Annotated in this window: 20 protein-coding genes; 6 read left to right on the plus strand and 14 right to left on the minus strand. The window is 61.8% G+C overall.

What is annotated here, in order from left to right:
* Window positions 1–676 precede the first annotated feature (676 nt).
* Together JHD64_RS16065 and JHD64_RS16070 are read left to right on the plus strand one after the other, a co-directional pair.
* Window positions 677–2659: a DNA/RNA helicase domain-containing protein gene (locus JHD64_RS16065; RefSeq protein WP_199054137.1), complete on the plus strand. Its 1983-nt coding sequence runs from the start codon at window positions 677–679 to the stop codon at window positions 2657–2659.
* Window positions 2660–3298: 639 nt separating this feature from the next.
* Window positions 3299–3868 carry a hypothetical protein gene (locus tag JHD64_RS16070; protein WP_199054139.1) on the plus strand — a complete coding sequence of 190 codons (570 nt, stop codon included), beginning with the start codon at window positions 3299–3301 and terminating at the stop codon, window positions 3866–3868.
* 310 nt (window positions 3869–4178) lie between these two features.
* Here the strand turns inward: JHD64_RS16070 and JHD64_RS16075 are convergent, their stop codons facing one another.
* The 4 genes from JHD64_RS16075 to JHD64_RS16090 form a co-directional block, all read right to left on the minus strand.
* Entirely contained in the window at window positions 4179–4670 is a 492-nt protein-coding gene (locus tag JHD64_RS16075; protein WP_199054141.1) for an aminoacyl-tRNA deacylase, read from the minus strand.
* 66 nt (window positions 4671–4736) lie between these two features.
* On the minus strand, window positions 4737–5987 hold the full coding sequence (locus JHD64_RS16080) for an NADH-quinone oxidoreductase subunit F (RefSeq protein ID WP_199054143.1): 1251 nt from the start codon (window positions 5985–5987) through the stop codon (window positions 4737–4739).
* A gap of 12 nt (window positions 5988–5999) precedes the next feature.
* Window positions 6000–7634 carry an FAD-binding protein gene (locus tag JHD64_RS16085; RefSeq protein WP_199054145.1) on the minus strand — a complete coding sequence of 545 codons (1635 nt, stop codon included), beginning with the start codon at window positions 7632–7634 and terminating at the stop codon, window positions 6000–6002.
* Window positions 7631–8278, minus strand: coding sequence for a ferredoxin (locus tag JHD64_RS16090; protein WP_199054147.1), 648 nt, complete (start codon window positions 8276–8278; stop codon window positions 7631–7633). The genes JHD64_RS16085 and JHD64_RS16090 overlap by 4 nt, the downstream gene beginning before the upstream one ends.
* 435 nt (window positions 8279–8713) lie before the next feature.
* On the opposite strand from JHD64_RS16090, the gene JHD64_RS16095 reads away from it, so the two are divergent.
* The gene (locus tag JHD64_RS16095) at window positions 8714–9655 is read left to right on the plus strand and encodes an AEC family transporter (RefSeq protein ID WP_199054149.1); all 942 of its coding nucleotides are present in this window, start codon (window positions 8714–8716) and stop codon (window positions 9653–9655) included.
* Window positions 9656–9787: 132 nt separating this feature from the next.
* On the opposite strand, the gene JHD64_RS16100 is transcribed toward JHD64_RS16095, so the two are convergent.
* Both JHD64_RS16100 and JHD64_RS16105 read right to left on the minus strand, forming a co-directional pair.
* Entirely contained in the window at window positions 9788–9976 is a 189-nt protein-coding gene (locus JHD64_RS16100) for a hypothetical protein (RefSeq protein WP_059287508.1), read from the minus strand.
* 148 nt (window positions 9977–10124) lie between these two features.
* Window positions 10125–10835 carry a GntR family transcriptional regulator gene (locus JHD64_RS16105; protein WP_233170538.1) on the minus strand — a complete coding sequence of 237 codons (711 nt, stop codon included), beginning with the start codon at window positions 10833–10835 and terminating at the stop codon, window positions 10125–10127.
* A gap of 118 nt (window positions 10836–10953) precedes the next feature.
* Here JHD64_RS16105 and JHD64_RS16110 point away from each other — a divergent pair, with 118 nt between their 5' ends.
* From JHD64_RS16110 to JHD64_RS16120, 3 genes are read left to right on the plus strand one after another with little or no spacing between them, the layout of a single operon-like run.
* Complete coding sequence (locus JHD64_RS16110; RefSeq protein WP_199054151.1) at window positions 10954–11694, plus strand: SDR family NAD(P)-dependent oxidoreductase; 741 nt, start codon at window positions 10954–10956, stop codon at window positions 11692–11694.
* Window positions 11687–12769, plus strand: a complete 1083-nt coding sequence (locus tag JHD64_RS16115; RefSeq protein ID WP_199054161.1) for a phosphotransferase — start codon at window positions 11687–11689, stop codon at window positions 12767–12769. The genes JHD64_RS16110 and JHD64_RS16115 overlap by 8 nt, the downstream gene beginning before the upstream one ends.
* Entirely contained in the window at window positions 12766–14097 is a 1332-nt protein-coding gene (locus JHD64_RS16120) for an aspartate aminotransferase family protein (RefSeq protein WP_199054162.1), read from the plus strand. The genes JHD64_RS16115 and JHD64_RS16120 overlap by 4 nt, the downstream gene beginning before the upstream one ends.
* A 6-nt stretch (window positions 14098–14103) precedes the next feature.
* Here JHD64_RS16120 and mdcH read toward each other — a convergent pair whose 3' ends face one another.
* The 8 genes from mdcH to JHD64_RS16160 form a co-directional block, all read right to left on the minus strand.
* Complete coding sequence (mdcH, locus tag JHD64_RS16125) at window positions 14104–15036, minus strand: malonate decarboxylase subunit epsilon (protein WP_199054164.1); 933 nt, start codon at window positions 15034–15036, stop codon at window positions 14104–14106.
* Complete coding sequence (locus tag JHD64_RS16130) at window positions 15036–15698, minus strand: malonate decarboxylase holo-ACP synthase (RefSeq protein ID WP_199054166.1); 663 nt, start codon at window positions 15696–15698, stop codon at window positions 15036–15038. The genes mdcH and JHD64_RS16130 overlap by 1 nt, the downstream gene beginning before the upstream one ends.
* Before the next feature lie 88 nt (window positions 15699–15786).
* Entirely contained in the window at window positions 15787–16548 is a 762-nt protein-coding gene (gene madM / locus JHD64_RS16135; RefSeq protein ID WP_233170539.1) for a malonate transporter subunit MadM, read from the minus strand.
* A gap of 15 nt (window positions 16549–16563) precedes the next feature.
* Entirely contained in the window at window positions 16564–16965 is a 402-nt protein-coding gene (madL, locus tag JHD64_RS16140) for a malonate transporter subunit MadL (protein ID WP_110312820.1), read from the minus strand.
* A gap of 80 nt (window positions 16966–17045) precedes the next feature.
* The gene (gene mdcE / locus JHD64_RS16145; RefSeq protein WP_199054168.1) at window positions 17046–17873 is read right to left on the minus strand and encodes a biotin-independent malonate decarboxylase subunit gamma; all 828 of its coding nucleotides are present in this window, start codon (window positions 17871–17873) and stop codon (window positions 17046–17048) included.
* Entirely contained in the window at window positions 17870–18733 is an 864-nt protein-coding gene (locus JHD64_RS16150) for a biotin-independent malonate decarboxylase subunit beta (RefSeq protein ID WP_199054178.1), read from the minus strand. The genes mdcE and JHD64_RS16150 overlap by 4 nt, the downstream gene beginning before the upstream one ends.
* Complete coding sequence (locus tag JHD64_RS16155; RefSeq protein WP_059287673.1) at window positions 18730–19026, minus strand: malonate decarboxylase subunit delta; 297 nt, start codon at window positions 19024–19026, stop codon at window positions 18730–18732. The genes JHD64_RS16150 and JHD64_RS16155 overlap by 4 nt, the downstream gene beginning before the upstream one ends.
* 23 nt (window positions 19027–19049) lie before the next feature.
* On the minus strand, window positions 19050–19945 hold an 896-nt coding region (locus tag JHD64_RS16160), incomplete at its 5' end, for a triphosphoribosyl-dephospho-CoA synthase (RefSeq protein WP_370540966.1).

Here is a 19945-nt window from a genome sequence, read left to right on the forward strand (position 1 = left end):
ACTATCGGATGCGGCAGCCGCTGTTGAGGGTGTGTTGAGCACCAGCGGCACACTCTAGCGATGGAAGAATCAGGCGGAAACTGCTCGAAGGGGAGGGGGCGTCGCGCGCCATCATCATTCGCGATGGCGGCGGGGCATATGAATTTATCTTTGAAAATCAAATAAAAAGACAACTTGGCCGGTCTCGTCCCGCCGCCTAGGTCCTTTGCTTTTGCTTCGCCACTGCGGCAAAAGCCAGGCCCCAAAAAAGCGCCGCGCAGAGCGCCGAACTCCCGCCCCAGCCATGCCGCCCAAGGCGCGGCTGGAACTTGTGGCGCGCAATGTGTTGTTATGGCTGCTGTCGGTCAGAAGCAGCCTTTGCCATGATACGAAGCCAAAGACCTCAGTTCGGCCTTAGCTGTCAATAATGCTCATGTGCTAGGATGACTGCTATCGGCCAAAAGCAGTAATTCTATAGAACACTTGAAGCAAATATTTGGGTGACTGCTTTTGAGGAAGGCGGCCAGTTCTGTACCAACACTAGGTTAACCGCTATCGACTAGTTTGGACTTTGTTCGTTAGCTAACTTAGGGTTCTCGCATTCTTCCTGCATGTTTATTAGCAATAACCGAATTTTGAGTGGGTTCTGAATTTTCTGTGGCAATAATTTCATGAAGGTATCCGCAGGATAAAATTAATGGCATATATAGTAACGACGGTCTGTGATTATCTAGACAAGCACACGGAAACTATAATTGGAGAGCTTGCAATAGCAGATAACATTTCTGGGTTTGTTCAGTTATCACAACTGCAAGTCGAAGCATGGTACAAAACCGATAAGATTTTGCGAAAGATTTTCCACGACCTGATGCAGCACCACCCAAATTTGGGTGTTGTACTTGAGTATCGTCTTCCGCGTAGAGAAAAACGCATTGACTGTATTATTCTGATAGGCGGAACGGTTGTAGTCATCGAATTCAAGATAGGTTCAAATTCTTTTGGCAAACAAGATCTTGCTCAGGTTCTTGACTATACAATTGATATTAGAAATTATCATTACGAATCTCGAGAGCTTGTGATTCAGCCAATTCTTTGTGCGAGTGAGTATGTCGGAGAGGACGTTAAATATGAACACTCATACTCTGGGAAAATAAATAACGTAGTCAGCACTGGCTCATTGGGTCTTGTAAATTTTATAAAACACCTTGCTGAGTCAAGCGACGCGCCATCAGTTAACCCACTTAAATGGGCATCTTCTAAATATGTACCAACCCCTGGGATTCTTGATGCTGTGAGTATTTTATTTGCAGAAGGAGTTCAATCTGAGATTGAAATATGTCTTGCTCAGAATTCCGTAATTGATGATGCAATCAGTCATATAAAATTAGCTGCTGAAGAGAGTGTTGCGCAGGGGAAAAAGACGGTTTTAATTGTAACCGGTGTGCCAGGGTCTGGAAAAACTTTAGTTGGCCTAAAAGCTGTCCATTCATTTTCGAATCAAACGAATTACGGTGTTTATCTTTCAGGAAATGGTCCTCTCATGAAGGTAATGAGAGAGTCGCTTGCACGTAGCTATGCAAGGAAGAAATCAGTTCCCCTTATTGCAGCCAGGAAGACTTCCGAAACCCTATTGCATAGCGTCCATTCTTTCATCGACCATCATAAGCGAACAGGCTCGCCACCGGGAGAAACCCTCTTCATATTTGATGAGGCCCAGCGTGCATGGGGTGCGGACAAAATTTCTAAAATGAGTGGGAAGCAACGGGCCTTTTCCGGAGTCGAAAGCTTTTCGCCTGAACTCGACAAACTCTCGGAACCTGAGATACTTCTTCGAATATTGGATCGCAAGGAAGCTGGTTGCTTAATCGTGGCTCTTTGCGGAAACGGACAAGAAATCCATGATGGAGAGGCAGGTGTCGCAGGATGGATTGATGCTATTCAAAGAAACCCGCACTGGAATCTAGTTGCTCCAGGAGCAGTAATCGAAGAAATGGGACGATTAGTTGCTCAGCAATCGCAATTTACAATAAATGACCAATTGCATCTGTCGGTCCCATTAAGGTCGCATCGAGCTGAGAAACATTCACAATGGGTTGATGCTTTGCTTAATGGAAAGGCAAAAGAGGCAGCAAGCTTAGTAGCTCAAAGCTTATTTCCAATAAGAATTACTCGTTCAATTGACTCTGCGAGAGACTACATTCAGAAAACATTGCGAGGGGAGCGGAGGGCTGGTCTGCTTGCAAGTTCTGGTGCCAGTAGACTTCGTCCGTACGGAGTTGAGGTTTCGGCAGACTTCAGAAAAGGTATCGATTATCCATTTTGGTTTACAGGGGAGTGTGGTGATTTTAGAAGCAGTCATGGTTTAGAAATTGCCGCTACTGAATTTGAATGCCAGGGCCTAGAAATCGATTGGGCAGTACTAATTTGGTCGTGGGACTTACTTTTGACAGAAGGCTCCGTTGTTACTCAGCAATGTTCTGGGGTAACTTGGAAGAGCATCTCAAATTTCCAGAAAAGAAACTATTTAATAAACAAATACAGGGTGTTACTGACGAGGGCGCGGTTGGGGATGGTAATTGTTGTACCAATCGGTTCTGTATATGACACTAGCAGACCATCGCAACCTATGGATAATATGTACGAATACTTAAAAAGCTGTGGGTGTATTGATATTTGTTAGTGACAACCAGGCGCTTGTTGATAATCTTCCCGGTTTGCAAATCAAACTTTTTAGTTTATGGATATTTTGGATGCCAAGATCTGAGTGATTTCATTCCTAACCAGACTACTTCTCCAGAATGGTGGTAGTAATTCACTGCCATGCCCAGCCTGGATGAACGACCATCTATGCCGACGTGCAGCCGCTCAGTTAGATGATTGAGCGACTGCTTTGCTTTCAAACCTGCAGTTCGAGTTGTGGGTGAAGCGGTGTGCGCTGTGGCTCGGAAGTTCGCGTTCACTAGATTGAGAGCGGTCGTTTGGCGCGACTCGAACCCAAACGGTTGTAACCTGCCCATTGCCGATCAATCATGCCGGCAAGCCGAAGGGCGGGAATGGCCGAACAACTGACGATGCATCAACAAGGTCGGCGACAGTTCGGCCAAACCCGCCATTAATGCCATTGTGATATGATGACTACTATTGGCCAAGAGCAGTCGTAACAGATAGGCTGCACATGTGGATCGGGTTCGACCAAAGCGGAAGTCTATCCCCATAGCCGCCTACTTCCGCGGTTGGTGTAATGCAGACGGAAAACTCTTTGACTCTCGTATTGTGATTTGCAAAATCTATTAAAGAATAATTATATTTTGAGAAAGCCATGAAAATATTAATTGCTGCGTTATTGCTTGCCGTCCCAATTTTTGCAATTGCAGAAAGGTCAAGTACCTTTGATAAAAACGAGTCAGAAGCGCTTTACTATAAGATGGCAGATTCACTTCCTAAAATATCGAAAAAAGATATTGTTAGTGCGGTTTTAAGCGAATACCCATACACTAATGCGCCACGATATTTTTCCATAGAGGAGCTTATTAATAGCGATTTACACGTTGGAGGATTTATTCCGGGTGCGGCAGTCAAGACAGATATGCAGCGAGATTACGACGCACTAGATAAGTCAATTCGTGATAAATCTATTACAGTTAATAGCATTATCCACTCAAAAGTAGAAAATAGTGATCTAAGCTATAGAACTTATATCTCTAGATTGAATACGCTATTATTTTTATATGGACGTAGTCAATGCTCAAAGTATGATGAGTATACGGTGCTACGATCAGGCTGTGTCATGTTTATCAATGATTACATCAGCAATCAGATGAACTACTTAAAAAAAGACGCGAACCCAATCATGACATACTTTGAAGTGAATCCAAATTATTACCGGTAGTAGCTACCAAGCACTTTGCTGGCAATGGGAGCTGAATCGCCACTGCTTATCTGGATACTTTAACGGCTGCAATCAATATAGAAGCGGACGTCGATAGCCTGGCTGTGGCCGGCCGCTTTAGCCGACCTTTCGTCGTATTTTGGATACGACCGGGATGGCTGCTTAGGCTCGGAATCCACCCTCATTCCCCGCTGGCTTCCACCGACTAACCCCGCAGCTAAAAAGGGATCTTTGCCATGCAAAAGATCCCTTTTTCATATGCCCGGTGCCAGTTGCTGCCCGCAGCTTGCGTTTCCTGGCTAGCCGGTCCTCACTTCGCCAGCGCCACTTCCACACAGCGCGCCTGCAGCAGGCGGCCGATGTCTACCGGCGACATCGCCACTTGCAGGCCGCGGCGGCCGCCGTTGATGTATACCTGTGGCAGTTGCAGGATGCTGGCTTCCATATATACCGGCATGAGGGTGCGGGTGGCGAAGGGGCTGGTGCCGCCCACCAGGTAGCCGGAGTGGCGGTTGGCCACATCGGGCTTGCACGGCTGCACTTTCTTGCAGGGCAGCTGGCGCGCCAGTTCCTTGGCCGATACCTTGCAGTCGCCGTGCATCAGTACCACCAGCGGCAGGCCGTCCTGGTCTTCAAACAGCAGGGTCTTGATGACGGCGTGTTCGTCCACCTTCAGTTCGCGTGCCGGGGTGGCGGTGCCGCCGTGTTCTTCGTAGTGGTAGGCGTGGCAGCTGAAATCCACCTTGTGCTCCAGCAGAAAGCGTAGTGCCGGGGTGCTGCCGGCAATGGTCGGGTGTTGCATGGTTGACTCCATCGGTCATGGGGCGCAGCCGGCGGCCTGCGTACGCCGCCGGGCGTGTTGGCGGTATCAGGCGGTGTGCTGGACGAGCAGGCCGTATTCCTCGGGGAAGGTGTGCAGCGAGCTTTTCACCACGGTGACGGCACCGTCGATCAGGCCGCAGCGGCCGCTGCCGGGCAGGATCTGGCACAGGTGTTGCAGCGCATCCAGATCGGCCGGGCTGTGGCGGCCGCCATCCACCCGGTCCAGCAGGCGGGCCAGCTGGAAGGTGCCGCATTTGCAGGAGGGGCACTGGCCGCAGGAGCCTTTGGCGAAGAAGTCGATGTATTCGGCCACCTTGCGGATGATGCTGCTGCCTTCGGAGATGACGATCATTGCGCCGGTGCCCAGCCGCGAGTGGCGCAGCCATACCGAGTCGAAATCCAGCGCCACGTCCAGGTCGCGCGCGGTGAGCAGGGTGTTGGAGGGGCCGCCGGTGAACACCGCCTTGAAAGCCTTGCCCTGCAACATGCCGCCACCGTAGTGGAACACCAGCTCTTGCAGGCTGGAGCCCATGGGCAGCTCGTACAGGCCGGGGCGCAGTACGTCGCCGGATAGTGAGTACAGCTTGGTGCCGCAGGCCTTGCCCACGCCCAGGGCGCGGTACCAGCCGGCGCCATGGCGCAGGATGTGGCTGACATTGGCCAGGGTTTCCACATTGTTGATCAGGGTGGGCTGGTTATTGATGCCTTGCTCGGCCGGGAAGGGCGGTTTTTTGCGCGGGAAGGGGAAGCCGGCTTCCAGCGAGGCGACCACGGCGGTTTCTTCCCCGCCGATATAGCGGCCGGAGCTGGCCACCACCTTGATGTCCAGCGGGTGGCCCAGGGCGTGGCTGAGCTTGTCCAGCCATGGACTGTCCTGCCACTGGCTGACCGCCTGCTGCATGGTGTGCAGGCTGCTGTCCTGGTGCGGGTTGAGGTAGAAGATGAGGCAGCGGGCGCGCACGGCCAGCGCGGCGATCAGTGCGCCTTCCACTACCTGGTGCGGCGATGCGCTGAGCAGGGTGCGGTCCTTGAAGGTGCCGGGTTCGTCTTCGTTGCCATTGCATACCACGTATTTGCAGTCGCCCACCGCATTGGCGGTGGCTTCCCATTTGCGCCAGGCGGGGAAGCCGGCGCCGCCCATGCCGCGCAGGTCGGCATCGGCAATGCAGCGGATGATGGCGCTGGGGGCGCCAAGGGCCGCTTGCAGGCCAAGGCCGCCGCCCGCGTGCAGCCAGGCGGCCAGATCGGGGCCGACCTGTACGGCCGGGTTGAGCAATACCTGATTGAGTTTTTCCATGATTGTGTTCTCTTAGGCGCGTGCGCTGGCGGGGCGGTGCAGTGTCAGCCTGGCCAGGCCCGGATACAGCAGCGGGGCTGGCTGGCTGGCGTCCAGCCCGGCCAGGGCCAGCTGGCGTTGCCAGCGATAAACGTGTTCGATACCGCCGCGCAGGGGCGGCAGCGATGATTTGTTGCGGGCAGCCTGGGCCAGCCGTGCCGCCTGGCGTCCGGCGCGGCGGCCAAAGGCGAGGATGTCGAGCAGGGCATTGCCCATCAGCCGGTTGCGGCCATGAATGCCGCCGGTGATTTCCCCGGCGCACAGCAGGCCGGGTACGCTGCTCTGGCCCTGGCTGTCGATCACCACGCCGCCGTTCTGGTAGTGCAGGGTGGGGTAGACCAGCAGGGGTTCGCGGGTGGGGTCGATACCGCATTTGTCGGCCAGGTGTTGCAGTGCCGGCAGCTGGCTGGCCAGTGTTGGCAGGCCGGGTCCGCACAGCGGGCGCAGGTCGAGAAACAGGCCCAGCTGGCCGTCGCGCTCGATACCTCGGCCGGCAGCACATTCGCGCAGCATGGCGGCGGTGACTACATCACGCGGGGCCAGCTCGTCGACAAAGCGCTCGCCCAGGCCGTTCAGCAGCAGGGCACCGGCCGAGCGGGCGGCTTCGGAGATCAGCCCTCCGCGCAGGCGCGGCGGCCAGGCCACCCCGGTGGGGTGGTACTGGAAGGCATCCATGTCACGCAGTTGCGCGCCCAGGCGGTAGGCCAGCACCAGCCCGTCGGCGGTGGCACCGTAGTGATTGGAAGTAGGAAAACCTTGCAGATGCAGCTGGCCGCAGCCGCCGGTAGCCAGAATGGTTTGCCGGGCCGATACCACGATAAAGCGCTGGTATTCCAGGTCGTAGAGCACGGCACCGGCACAGCTGCCGTCCTGGTGTGACAGCAGTTCCACCACCGGGCAGCGGTTCAGCAGCTGGATGCCGGGCTCCAGTTCCACCGTTTCGCGCAGCACGCGCATCATTTCCAGTCCGGTGTAATCGCGGTAGCACAGGATGCGTGGCTGGCTGCAGCCTCCGGCCTGCTTGTAGCGCAGCTTGCCGCCGTCGCTGAGCGGGTCTGCCAAGTCAAAATGCATGCCCAGTTCGATCAGCCAGCGGATGACGCCGGGCGCATCGCTGGCCAGCTGCGCCAGCAATTGTGGGTCGGCCGCGTGGTGGCCGCCGCGCATGGCGTCGTCGAAGTGCTGTTGCGGGCTGTCGCTGGCGGCCAGTGCGGCCTGGATGCCGCCTTCGGCCATCACGGTATTGCTGTCGCCCAGCCGCAGCTTGCTGGCCAGCATGACAGCGGCCCCGCTGCGGGCGGCGGTGAGCGCGGCGGCAGCCCCGGCCCCGCCACCGCCCAGTACCAGCACATCGGTGCTGCGTTGTTCGGCGCCGGCCAGATCAAAGCCGTCAATCAGGGCATTGCTTTGCAGCAGTTCGGCCAGGCGCGGGTGGCAGGGCTGGCCACGGCTGGGGCCGATGTGCAGCAGGGTGCTGGCATCGGCAGCGTGGTCCGGGTGGTATTGCGCCAGCAGGGCTGCGGCTGACAGATCGTCCGCCCGCCGTGACGGGGTGGCATGGCTGGCGCGGTTCTGGCTGGCCTGCTGATATTCAATGGCGCTGTTCATGAGCTGCTCCTCGCCTGATAGGCCGTGGTGTCGATGGCCAGCTGGCCGCGGGCTTGCTGGTCCAGCCGGCGCAACAGCTCGCCGGGGCGCAGGTTCTGGATGGCCTGGGCGCGGCGCAGGTAGAGGCCGACATGGTTGGGGCGGATGTTTTCCGGGCAGGCCAGGGTGCACAGATTGCACATGATGCAGGGGTCGAACAGCGCGGCAGCGGCGGGCAGCTCGCCACGGCTGGCCAGGGCAATGCCTTGCTGCACCGGGATGCCACGCGGACAGGCGCGGTCGCAACCACCGCAATGGCGGCAGTGGGCGGTTTCGGGAAAGGTCTGCTGCAGTTGTGGCAGTGTCTGCCAGCCGTCGCGCAGATCATGCGGGCGGTAGTGGTGGACGTGGTCGGGCTGGTAGTAGTCGATAAAGCTGACCTGCATGCCGTCTTCCACCACGGTTTCGCAGGCCAGCCGGCTGACGGTGTCGCGCTCGCCGGCCTTGCGGACCAGGCAGCGACAGGAGCCGCACACGCCCTGGCCCATGCAGCCGATATTGGCGGTAACGGCGTCGGGGCCATGCAGCCGGGTTTGCAGGATGGAGTCGCCTGGCTGCGCGGCCATCACCTTGCCGTCAATGCTGATGCGGATGGTTTCACTCATGGGATTGTCCTCAAGCTTGGGTTGCGGCCAGCGGCGGCTGGGGGGGCTGCCACTGGCCGGGCCGTTAGCCGTGCTACTGCAAGGAGCGTGCCACCGGGATGGTTTTGCGCAAGTGATTGAAATGGAAGGGGGATTTGCCATTGCGCCATGGCCGGGGTACTTGCCATGGACGGAAAACCGCGCGCCGGCAGGGCGGTGGTTTACGGAAAACCTTACGCTGGCTGTTGGTTTGTGCCGTTGTGCCGTTGTGCTGGCGGACAGGCAAAGTGCGGATTTCCGTACTTTTTAAACAACGGATTCGCGGCGGGCCGTACTTTCACCGTATTGCTGCCGTCATTTCCTTTTTTAATCAATGGCTTGCAATGGCTGTGGCGTGGCACGGGGCTTGCTCTGAGGTGGGTGGGAGACACACTACAGAAATCAAGGAGCAAGACCATGTGGGGAACCATGAGTACAGCACTGCTGCCAGTGGTGCTATTGATGATGCTGGGCTGGTTTGGCGGCCAGCGCGGTTATTTTCGCCAGGCCGATGTCAGCGTGCTGGCCACGCTGGTGATGCGCTATGCCCTGCCTTGTGCGCTGTTTGTCGGCGCGCTGAAAACGCCGCCGGAGCGCATCCAGAATCTGCCTTTCATCCTGTGCCTGGGCTTCGGCTTTGTCGGCAGCTATGTCATCGCCTTGCTGGCTGGGCGCTATTACTACCGCAGTGATCTGAAAAGCAGTGCCATCCAGGCGCTGGTCTGTACCTTTCCCGACATGGCCTATTTTGGCGCGCCCATCCTGCAGCAGGTATGTGGGCCGCAGGGCTTTATCGGGGTGCTGATCGGCAATCTGATCACCAGCTTTGTCATCCTGCCGCTGACCATCGTGCTGTGCCGCTGTGGTGAAATGGCGGAGTCTGGCCGTGACGATGGCGTGGTGACCATGCTGAAACAGAGCATGGTGAAGACCCTGTCCAACCAGATTGTCTGGCTGCCGATTCTGGGGGTGATCCTCAGCTTCAATCATCTGCATCTGCCTGCTGCGCTGCAGGAAGGCGTGGACATGCTGGCCAAGGCGGCCGGCGGGGTGTCCTTGCTGGCGCTGGGCCTGATGTTCTGCGGTGAAAAGCCGGCGTTCAACGGCCATGTGCTGGGCAATGTGGCGATGAAAAACTTCCTGCAACCGGCCTTGATGCTGCTGGGCATCTTCCTGTTTGGCGTGGATGCCGAGTTTGCCAGGCAGGCCTTGATTATCGGGGCGGTGCCCACCGCCATTGCCGCCTCGATGTTTGCCGTGCGCAACCAGACCTACGCCCTGCATGCCTCGCACTCGGTGCTGGTGGGGACGGTGATCGGGGTGTTTGGCGAGGCGGCGCTGATCTACCTGATGGCCTGAGCTGGCTCTGGCCAGGTTGGCCGCAGCAGGCCAAGGCAGCCAGCGCCCGGCTTGACGATGTGCGCTGCAATCAGCGTGGTTTGTGACAAGGCCCGGCATTGCCGGGCCTTGTCACGTCTGGGCCACTGCCGGCTATTTGCCGCGCGGGCTCAGCTTGAGAAAGAGCAGGCGCACCAGCAGATAGACCACGGCATTCAGCAGCGTCATCAGCAGCAGGATGGCCGGCAGCGACAGGCTGGATGGCGCGGCCAGGGCGCCGCTGTGAAAGCCGCCGGCCAGCAGGGAGGCAGCAAGCAGGGTAGAGAGCAGTTTGAAGGTCATGGCAGCAGCTTTGGGCAAGAAGGTAGGCTGCTGGATAGTGCAAACATCGTGCCTGGCTTGATTGCTTCAAGTTGTTGAAATGGCTGGTGTTTTTTAATGGCGGTACGGCGGGCCGCCGATAGGGCCGCGCCCGCCGTGCGGAAATCCGTCAGCCGGCGCGCTGGCGGGCCTGCAGATGCAGCAGGATGGCCTGGCCGCCGCTGAGGATGTCGTCGCCAATGGCCAGCGCCGCCGCCGCGCCATCGCGCTGGCGCATGGCCTGCAGCACCGGGTAGTGGTAGTCCAGCATGGCGCTGCCACCCTGCTGGTAGACAGCGGCGATCAGCGGGCCCATCTGCAGCCAGATGCGGTAGAGGATGCCATGCAGGAAGGGCAGGCCGGCGATGTCGACCAGGGCAAAGTGAAACTGCTGGTTCAGCGCGCAGCCCTGGGCGATGTCCTGCGCGGCCATGGCCACGGCATTGCGCTGTACGATGTCCTCCAGCCGGGCGATATCGGCAGGCTCTGCCTTGTTTGCGGCGGTTTCGGCCGCCAGGCCCTCCAGCCGGATGCGGATGGCGCGGATTTCCAGATAGCGCTCCACCGTCATGTGCGGCACGCGGATATCGCGTGGCGACTGCATGGCCAGTGCCTGTTCCTGTACCAGCCGCAGGATGGCATCGCGTACCGGGGTGACGCTGGTGCCCAGCTGTTCTGCCAGCTCGCGTATTTTCAGGCGCGCACCGGGTTGCAGCCGGCCTTGCAGCAAGTCATTGCACAGCAGCTGGTAGACCGTGCTGCCCAGATTGTCGTGTTCCAGGGTGTCGAGTTGGTAGTCCATGCGTTGCAGGCCGGTGTGCGAGGGTGACAAGGGCCACATCTTAGCACTGCGGCTTGTCAGAATGAAATGCAGCAAATATGATGCATCATAATTTGATGAATCATAATCTGATGCGGCCGCGTGCTGCTGCCGCCATCCTGCTGACAGGAGTCATGTCATGTCCCCATCCACCCGCTATATGCTGTTGACCGGTGCCAGTCGCGGCATCGGCCATGCCACGGTCAAGCTGTTTCAGGAGCATGACTGGCAGATCTTCACCGTGTCGCGCCAGCCGTTTTCCGAAGCCTGCCTGTGGCCATCGGCACGGCAAAGCCATATCCAGGCCGATCTGTCCGACCTGTCCTGCCTCGAGCAGCTGATTGCCGAAGTACAAGGCCGCCTGCCCAATGGCGAGCTGCACGCGCTGGTGAACAATGCCGGTATCTCGCCCAAGGGGCCGCAGGGCGAGCGGCTGGGCATTCTGGCCAGCGATGCCGATGTCTGGAGCCGGGTGCTGAATGTCAATCTGGTCTCCACCGCCTTGCTGGCACGCGGCCTGTTTGCCGAGCTGAAAAAGGGGCAGGGCTCCATCGTCAATGTCACCTCGATCGCCGGCTCGCGCGTGCACCCGTTTGCCGGCGTGGCCTATGCCGCCTCCAAGGCCGGGCTGGCGGCACTGACCCGCGAGCTGGCGCACGAGTTTGGCCCGCATGGCATCCGTGCCAATGCCATTGCGCCGGGGGAAATCGACACCGCCATCCTGTCGCCGGATACCGCCCGCATCGTGGAGCGCGATGTGCCGATGCACCGTCTGGGTACACCGCACGAAGTAGCCGAGGCCATTTACTTTCTCTGCTCCGGCCACTCTTCCTATATCAATGGCTCGGAAATCCACATCAACGGTGGCCAGCATGTGTGAAACCGTGTCCCCAGCCGTGTCCCAAGGTGTGATCGACCAGCTGTTTGCCACCGCGGCCGCGCCGGTGGAGTGCAGCGAGGCCACCGCACTGCTGTGGCAGCATTACCGCCTGCGCGGTGTGGCCAGCCCGCTCAATAGCGAGCGCGATGCCAACTTCCATATCCGCGGCTACGATGGCCGCGAATATGTGCTGAAGCTGAGCCATCCGGCGGAAGACCGTGCTGTTACCGATTTCCAGAGCCGTGCCTTGCTGCATGCGCGGGCAGCGGACCCAAGCCTGCCCATTCCGCAGCTGCTGCCGCGCCACGACGGCCAGCCTTATGCCGTGGTGGCACTGGCCGATGGCAGCCAGCGCGTGCTGCGCCTGCTCAGCTATCTGGCCGGCCAGCCCTTGCACCAGATTCAGCGCAGTGCGGCCCAGCGCCGTCATCTGGGGCAGACACTGGGGCGGCTGGACAATGCCTTGCGCGATTATGCCCACCCGGCGGCCCATCACCCGCTGCTGTGGGATATCCAGCATGCCCAGCGGCTACAGCCCCTGCTGGACGAAACGCCGGACAGTGCGCAAAAAACGCTGCTGGCCGACTGGCTGGCCCACTTCATGCAGCAGGTGCAGCCGCAGCTGGCCGGTTTGCGCCGTCAGGTGATTCACAATGACCTGAACCCGCACAATGTGCTGGTCGATCCACAAGACCACATCCGCACCGCCGGCCTGATCGACTTTGGCGACATGGTGCAAGCGCCCTTGATCAACGAGCTGGCGGTGGCCTGCTCCTACCAGCTGTCCAGCAGTGAAAACCCGCTGGATGGCGCCGGCGAGCTGATTGCCGGCTATCACGCCGTCTGTCCCTTGCTGCCGGGCGAAATCGATCTGCTTTACCCGCTGATCATGACCCGGCTGTGCATGACGGTCACCATTACCGGCTGGCGGGCGGCGCGTTATCCGGAAAACCGCAGTTACATCCTGCGCAATCACGGCCTGAGCTGGGACGGCCTGCAACGGCTGGCCGCCTTTGGCCCGGCGCGCGCCAGTGCCTATCTGCAGCCCTTGTGCCAGACGAAAGGACAAGCATGAATCCCCCAGACCAACGCATGGCCAATGCCTTTGACCCGAACACGCTGGCCAGCCTGCCGGCCAGCGAGCAGGCGCTGATCCGCCGTCGGCAGCAGGCGCTGGGGCAGGCTTACCGCCTGTTTTACCAGCAGCCCCTGCATCTGCTGCGCGGCGAGGGCGTGTGGCTGTACGACGCGGCCGGCCAGCCCTATCTGGATGTGTATAACAATGTCGCCTCGGTGGGGCACAGCCACCCGCAGGTGGTGGCGGCCATTGCCCGCCAGGCCGCCACGCTCAACACCCATACCCGTTACCTTGACCAAGGCATCGTCGATTACGCCGAGCGCCTGCTGGCCACGCTGGCCATGCCCGGTTATCAGGCCATGTTTACCTGCACCGGCAGCGAGGCCAACGACCTGGCCTTGCGGCTGGCGAACAATTTCAGCGGTGGGCAAGGGGTGATTGTGAGCGCCCATGCCTACCATGGCGTTACCAGCAGTGTGGCCGCCTGTTCGCCAGCCTTTGGCGAAGGCGTGGCGCTGGGGCCGAATGTGCGTACCGTGGCGCCGCCGGATGGCTATCGTGGTAACGCGCAGCAAGTGGCAGAGCAATTTACCCGTGATGTACAGGCGGCGATTGCCGATTTGCAGCGCCACGGCGTCCGCCCGGCAGCGCTGCTGGTGGATACGCTGTTTACCAGCGATGGCGTGTTTGCCGATCCGCCCGGTTTTCTGGCAGGTGCGGTGGATGCCATTCACGCGGCGGGCGGCTTGTTCATTGCCGACGAGGTGCAGGCCGGTTTTGCCCGCAGCGGCAGCCATTTCTGGGGCTTCCAGCGCCATGGCGTGGTGCCGGACATCGTCACCATGGGCAAGCCCATGGGTAATGGTCACCCGCTGGCCGGGCTGGCGGCACGCGCCGACATCATCGATGCCTTTGGCAGCCGGGTGCGCTACTTCAATACCTTTGGCGGCAATCCGGTGTCCTGCGCTGCCGGCATGGCAGTGCTGGAGGTCATCGAGCAGGAGGGCTTGCAACACAATGCCCATGTCACCGGGGCGTATCTCAAGGCCGGGCTGCAGGCGCTGGCCGGCAAGCATGCGCTGATTGGCGATGTGCGTGGCGCCGGTTTTTTCCTTGGCGTGGAGCTGGTGACCGACCGCCACGGCAAACAGCCGGCCACAGCCGCCGCCACCCGTGTGGTCAATGCACTGCGCGAGCGGCGCATCCTGCTCAGTGCCACCGGCCCGGCCGGCAATATCCTCAAGCTGCGGCCGCAGCTGCCGTTTGCCCGTGAACATGCCGACCTGCTGCTGGATGCGCTGGATGCGGTACTGGCTGCCTTGTAGCCGGCACTAGTCCTCGGCCTGGGCCCGGCGCGCCTGGGCCTGCAGGCTGTCCAGCCGGTCCTGTGCCATGTTCATCACCACCCCCTGGGCAAACACCAGCTTCAGCAGCCGGCTGAGCGTGCTGCCCGGCAGCATTTCCACGGCCAGCCGTGCACCGCGTTCATAAGCCAGCCGGCTGCAGTCGTGCCAGCGCACCAGCCGTGCCATATTGCCGGCCAGGTCATCGGCAATCTGCTCGGGCCGCCGCAGCACGCGGGCGGCATTGGCGCTGAGGTAGTCCAGCCGCGGTGTGGCCAGGCTGATGCGGGCGACATCCTGGCGCAGCGCGCTGGCGGCTTCATCCAGCAGGCTGCAATGCGAGGGCACGCTGATGTCCAGCCGCTGGCAGCGACCGGCTCCTCCGGTCTGGATCAGGCTGGCCAGCTGCTGCAGGCCAATCTCGCTGCCGGCCACCACCAGCTGGCGCTCGGCATTGATATTGGCCAGATAAAGCGGGCTGCCGGCAGCCCGCAGCTGCGCCAGCAGGCTGTCCAGCTGCGGCAGGGCCAGCCCGGATACCACGCTCATGCCATAGCCCTGCGGATAAGCCTGTTCCATCAGCTGGCCGCGCCGCCGTACCAGGCGCAGGGCGGCGGCCAGCGGCAGTGCCTCGGCCACCACGGCGGCGGCAAAGGCGCCAATCGACAAACCGGCCACCATCTGTGGCTGGATGCCTTCCGCTTGCAGCAGGCGGGCCGAGGCCACGCCGGCAATCAGCAGGCAGAGCTGCACCGCCACGGTGGAACGCAGCGCGGCGGCAGAGTCCAGCAAGTGCGGCGAGCTGCCCAGCACGGCTTCCGCCTCGGCCAGCACGGCCTGGCAGGCGGCATGCGCTGGCAGCTGCTGCAACATGCCGGGGCGCTGGCTGCCCTGGCCGGGAAAGACAAACAGGATGCTCATCAGCATTGCTCCATCGCGTTAAGCCGGCTGCCCGGCCATGCTGCCAGCGGCTCATCCAGCAGCAGCGGGCCGCTGGCGGTCTTGACCAGCACCCGGCCCCCGCGCAGCCATTCCTCCAGCGCCACGCCGCCAGTAGGGGTCTGCAGCTGGACATCCACGCGGCAAGGCAGCCCTGCCAGCGTTGCCGCCAGTGTTTGCATGCGCGAACGCGCCGGGGGCAGCGGGCAGCGCAGCAGCAGGTCCAGATCGCTGTTGCTGCTAAGGGTGGCCTGGCCGGTGGCCAGCTCGAACCCGGCACTGCCGGTAATGCCCCAGACGAGGCCGCAGTCTTGCAGGGCGGCGTGGGCCTGCTGCAGCGCCTGCAATGCCGGCAGCTCGGCCAGGCGCGGATGTTGTCGCCAGCCTTGTTGTGCCGCCACTTGCTCCGGGCTGAGTGCCCGGCATAGTTGCTGGCTGCTGGCCCACAAGGCAGAGCGCTGTGTGCGCAGCGGACCGCGCACCCCGACCGCAATCAGGCCGGCTCTGGCGGCGGCGCGGCGCACCACCACCGGCAGTCCGGGGTGCCAGTGCCGTGGCAGCCAGTCCGGCAGCGTGCTGTCGGCCACGAGCGCCGCAGCCCTGTCCAGCCAGAGCAGATCGTGCGGGAGACAGGGATGGCCCATCGGAAACTCCTGAAAAAAAAGACGGCAGCGACCAGCGCTGCCGCGACAAGACTTTACTTCAGCAGCTGAAGTAAAGAGGAGGTTGCTATCAGGCCATGATGGCCTTGGTGGCCAGGTAGAGTGCCGATGGCCCCAGCAGGCAGCCCAGCCCGGTATGGAAGGTAGCCACCAGCGCGCCATAGGGCACCAGCCGGCGGTCGGTGGCGGCAAGGCCAGCCGAGACACCGCTCACGGTGCCGGCCAGCCCGCCGAACACCATGGCCGAGCGCGGATTGTTCAGGCCGAGGAAGCGGGCGGCAAACGGTGTGCCCACCATCACCATGATGGCCTTGAGCAGGCCGGTGGCAATGCTCAGCGCCATCACGTCCGAGCTGGCACCCAGTGCCGCCCCGGTCACCGGGCCGACAATATAGGTGATGGCACCGGCACCGATGGTGGTCATGCTCACCACGTCACGGTAGCCAAAGGCATGGGCAATGCTGGCGCCGACGATAAACGGGAGCACCGTCCCCAGCAGCAGCGAGCAGGCGCCGATCAGCCCGGCCTTGCGTGCTTCGGTGACCTGTACTTCAAAGGCCGTGGCCACGATGGCGAAGTCGCGCAGCATGGCGCCGCCCATCAGTCCGATGCCGGAAAACAGCGAGACATCGGCCAGGCCGCTTTGCTTGCCGGTGAGCACGCCACCGTAATAGGCCAGCCCCAGGCCGATCAGGATGGCAATGGCCGAGCCATGCACCCGCCCCAGCGTCAGCCGGCGCGACAGCCGGGCGGACAGCCAGGTGATGATGCCCACCAGCAGGAAGGCCGTCACCAGCCCGTTGTGTGCCAATACTTTTTCCAGCATTTGCATGATGTTGCTCCTGTATCAGGCCAGTGGGTCTTGTGGGGTTTCGGCTTCCGGCTGCCATGCCTGCTGGCTGCCGCCGCGATTGAGCAGGGCGATGACGCAGCCGCATACCACGACCGCGCCCAGCGCACCCAGCACGGCCACCGGCCCGCCACGCAGGGCGGCAACCACGTTCTGCGTGGCGGCCATGGCCACCACCACCGGAATGTACATGGCACCCCAGAAGGCGACGCCCTGTTCGGTTTCCTGTGGCAGCAGGCCACGCTTGTGCAGGTAGAGCCGGGCGAAAATCAGCAGCAACATGGCAATGCCCACGCCGCCGACATTCGATTTGACGCCGATCAGGCTGCCCAGCAGGTCGCCCAGAAACAGACCCAGCAAGTGGCAGGCTGCCAGCAAGGCAGTTCCGTAGATGATCATGGTGTGTCTCTCCTTTGTATTGTCATATTGTGTTCACCTGTTACCGCAGTATTGGCCATGCGCCCTGATGTTTGCTGGTTTTAGCCTCCTATTTCTGCCCATTGCGCTTGCAGCAGCGTACGGACCTTGCGCGTGGCCAGGCGGTGTTCGCCGTGCAAGCGCTGGTGCAGGTCGCGCTGCGGGTCGGCCTGGATGTCCAGCAGTGCCGCGGCCAGCGCGTCACGCACCAGCTGCAGGTCGGCCGCGGTGGGCTGGTCCGGCTGCGCGGTCTTCAGCAGTCGCCACAGCAAGCCCAGGCTGGCGTAGCTGGCAATGTCATAGGCCATGGGCGGGATGCTGGCGGCCAGCTTTTCCAGCTCTTCCACCGTGCGCAGGGTGATGCGGGCGGCGGCCTGCTTGCCCATGGCATGAACCATCACCCCGGCATCGTCCAGCGCCAGCAGGCGGTTGGCCTGGTAGCCGTGGGCCAGGAAGGCACCTGACATGGCCTTGCCGACAATCAGCCCGATCACCGGGTGGCCGGCCAGCCGGGCGCCGGCATAGGCTGCCGCGGCGGCGGCCAGAGCCTGGTGGATGCCATAGGCTTCTTCGCGCCGGCCATAGGCCTGGCTGGGAACATCGATGATGGCGACGATGGCGCGCTTGCCGGGCTGCTGACGGTCGGCTTCCACCGCGGCGTCGATGGCGGCGGCCAGTGCCCAGCCTTCCAGCAGGCCCACCTCGCCATGGCGGGCGCGTTCAAACGGGTTGTGCGGGTCGGCCACTACCGCGATATAGCGTGCCGGCTGCCCGGCCAGTTCGGCATCCGTCACCAGCAGGGATGGCGGCAAGCCTTGCTGCAGTGGGGACTGGCCACACAGGGCGTTAAACCAGTCGCGGCCGCGCTGGCTGATGGAGGGCTGGCTCATGGCTTGGCTCCTGACTGGAAAAGTTGACGGGCTGAAGCGGCATCGGCCTGGCTAGTGCTGTCCATGGCCAGCAGCCTTTGCAACATGTGCTGGCTGCGGCGGTGACGCGGCTGCTCGGGCAGGCCGCGGGCGATGAAGTCCAGCAGTTGCTGGCGGATCAGCACACTGTCGTCGTCCAGCAGGGCATCGGCCAGTCCGCAGGCCCGGCGCTGTTCGCCGCCAGTGAGGCTCCAGATAAAGGGCCGGTTGCGCGAGTCGTATTCCGCCACGCCGGCTTCCTGTTCGATCACTTGCGGGCCGTTCAGCCCCAGTCGCGCTTCGCGGGTGACGATCAGATAACTGCACAGGCCGGCGGCAATCGACATGCCGCCAAAGCAGCCCACGGTGCCGGCGATGATGCCGATCACCGGCTGATAGCGGGCCAGGTCGACAATGGCGGCATGGATTTCGGCAATGGCGGCCAGGCCCAGATTGGCCTCTTGCAGGCGCACGCCGCCGGTTTCAAACAGGATGACGGCGCGGGTGGGAATGCCCTGGCGATTGTCTGCTGCCGCCAGCTCCAGTGCAGAGACCAGCTTGGCCCCGCCCACTTCGCCCAGGCTGCCGCCCTGGAAACCGCCTTCGATGGCGGCAATCACCGCCGGCTGGCCATCCAGCAGGCCCTTGCAGATGACCACGCCGTCATCGGCCTGGGCCACAATGCCCTGCGCCCCCAGCCAGGGTGAGTATTGCCGGTCAAATGGACCGGCCAGTTCGCGGCTGCTGCCGGCATCCAGCAGGCTGTGGGCGCGTTCGCGGGCGCTCAGCTCGATAAAGCTGTGGCCTTGCAGCAGCCGGGCGATGTCTTGTTGATGGCTCATGCGGACAGTTCCTCCAGGGCCTGGGCCAGCCGCAGGCTGATCACGCCGGGGGTGGCCGCAAAATCATTGATTTCCATCTGCATGGCGGCAGCCTTGCCGTTGGCAAACAAGCGGTCGAGCTGGGCGCGCCAGCGCGCGGCACTGCCATCGGCGGCGCTGTGTATCACGATGTGGCAGAGCCCTGCGGCGGCTGGTGTGATCAGCACTTCCAGGTCGCCCGAGGCCACCACGCCGGCCAGCACACGGCGGGTGGCCGGCGCACCGGCCGGGTAGTCCAGGTGCAGTTTTTCCATGATTCCTCCTTCATTGCTAGGTGTCAGTTGGCGGCCATGGCGGGCAGCCGGTCCAGCAGCAGGGTGGCGGCCAGCAGGTCGGCCGCGCCGCCCGGTGACAGGCGCTGCGCCAGCATGTCTTTTTCCAGTTGATAAAGCCGGCGGCGGCCGGGCAGGGTGGCCACGCCACCGGCAGCCAGTACCTTTGCTGCCCCGGCCTGCACCAGGGTCAGCCCCGGCATGCCGCCACGCGACAGCAGGCAGGTGTCGTCCAGCCGGCTCATGATGGCCAGCAGGGCATTGAGCCGGGCATTCACTTCGCCGTCGCCGCGGGCGCGGCTGGCCTGCAAGGCGGGCAGGGCCAGCCGGGTGATGTGTGGAAAGCCCTGCTGCGCTTCGCCACGGGCACCGCCCACGCCGTAGCGCTGGCAGGCCAGCTCGCCCTTGCGCGGCTGTGCCGGCAGCAGGCGGTCTGGCAGCCGGGCCAGTGCCGCGGCGCGCTGGCATACGGCAGCCGCCTGCAGCTGGCTGGCATCCATGGCGGCAGCCGCCACCAGCAGGCCGATGGCCCAGATGGCGCCGCGATGGGTGTTGACGCCGCCACTGGCCTGCAGCATGGCTTGTTCGCCGCTGCGGCCCAGGCTGCCCAGCTGTTCGCGCAGGGAGGTCGATGGTGTTTGCCGCCAGGCGGCATTGGCCATGGCGAAAAAGGCCGGGTGCAAGGCGCGGGCCGAGCAGCACATCAGTTCCAGGTTGAGGTCGCTGTGGGCGCCATTGCCGCGGCTGTCCACCAGTCCGGGCTTGGGTGCCAGCCGGGCTTCATCCAGCAGCGACTGGCAGGCCAGTGCCGCCAGCTGGCTGGCCAGTTGCCCGGCCGGATCGGGTGCGAGGGCGCGCCGCATTACCAGCTCCGGAAGCGGGCCGGCGGCTGGTACAGCCC

The sequence above is a fragment of the Aquitalea sp. ASV15 genome, assembly GCF_016429115.1.
GTDB lineage: Bacteria > Pseudomonadota > Gammaproteobacteria > Burkholderiales > Chromobacteriaceae > Aquitalea > Aquitalea magnusonii.

What these genes read in the sequence shown, in the direction of transcription:
- JHD64_RS16065 (WP_199054137.1), top strand. Translation starts at nt 677, where the DNA reads ATGGCATATATAGTAACGACGGTCTGTGATTATCTAGACAAGCACACG.
- JHD64_RS16070 (WP_199054139.1), top strand. Translation starts at nt 3,299, where the DNA reads ATGAAAATATTAATTGCTGCGTTATTGCTTGCCGTCCCAATTTTTGCA.
- JHD64_RS16075 (WP_199054141.1), bottom strand. Translation starts at nt 4,670, where the DNA reads ATGCAACACCCGACCATTGCCGGCAGCACCCCGGCACTACGCTTTCTG.
- JHD64_RS16080 (WP_199054143.1), bottom strand. Translation starts at nt 5,987, where the DNA reads ATGGAAAAACTCAATCAGGTATTGCTCAACCCGGCCGTACAGGTCGGC.
- JHD64_RS16085 (WP_199054145.1), bottom strand. Translation starts at nt 7,634, where the DNA reads ATGAACAGCGCCATTGAATATCAGCAGGCCAGCCAGAACCGCGCCAGC.
- JHD64_RS16090 (WP_199054147.1), bottom strand. Translation starts at nt 8,278, where the DNA reads ATGAGTGAAACCATCCGCATCAGCATTGACGGCAAGGTGATGGCCGCG.
- JHD64_RS16095 (WP_199054149.1), top strand. Translation starts at nt 8,714, where the DNA reads ATGTGGGGAACCATGAGTACAGCACTGCTGCCAGTGGTGCTATTGATG.
- JHD64_RS16100 (WP_059287508.1), bottom strand. Translation starts at nt 9,976, where the DNA reads ATGACCTTCAAACTGCTCTCTACCCTGCTTGCTGCCTCCCTGCTGGCC.
- JHD64_RS16105 (WP_233170538.1), bottom strand. Translation starts at nt 10,835, where the DNA reads ATGTGGCCCTTGTCACCCTCGCACACCGGCCTGCAACGCATGGACTAC.
- JHD64_RS16110 (WP_199054151.1), top strand. Translation starts at nt 10,954, where the DNA reads ATGTCCCCATCCACCCGCTATATGCTGTTGACCGGTGCCAGTCGCGGC.
- JHD64_RS16115 (WP_199054161.1), top strand. Translation starts at nt 11,687, where the DNA reads ATGTGTGAAACCGTGTCCCCAGCCGTGTCCCAAGGTGTGATCGACCAG.
- JHD64_RS16120 (WP_199054162.1), top strand. Translation starts at nt 12,766, where the DNA reads ATGAATCCCCCAGACCAACGCATGGCCAATGCCTTTGACCCGAACACG.
- mdcH (WP_199054164.1), bottom strand. Translation starts at nt 15,036, where the DNA reads ATGAGCATCCTGTTTGTCTTTCCCGGCCAGGGCAGCCAGCGCCCCGGC.
- JHD64_RS16130 (WP_199054166.1), bottom strand. Translation starts at nt 15,698, where the DNA reads ATGGGCCATCCCTGTCTCCCGCACGATCTGCTCTGGCTGGACAGGGCT.
- madM (WP_233170539.1), bottom strand. Translation starts at nt 16,548, where the DNA reads ATGCAAATGCTGGAAAAAGTATTGGCACACAACGGGCTGGTGACGGCC.
- madL (WP_110312820.1), bottom strand. Translation starts at nt 16,965, where the DNA reads ATGATCATCTACGGAACTGCCTTGCTGGCAGCCTGCCACTTGCTGGGT.
- mdcE (WP_199054168.1), bottom strand. Translation starts at nt 17,873, where the DNA reads ATGAGCCAGCCCTCCATCAGCCAGCGCGGCCGCGACTGGTTTAACGCC.
- JHD64_RS16150 (WP_199054178.1), bottom strand. Translation starts at nt 18,733, where the DNA reads ATGAGCCATCAACAAGACATCGCCCGGCTGCTGCAAGGCCACAGCTTT.
- JHD64_RS16155 (WP_059287673.1), bottom strand. Translation starts at nt 19,026, where the DNA reads ATGGAAAAACTGCACCTGGACTACCCGGCCGGTGCGCCGGCCACCCGC.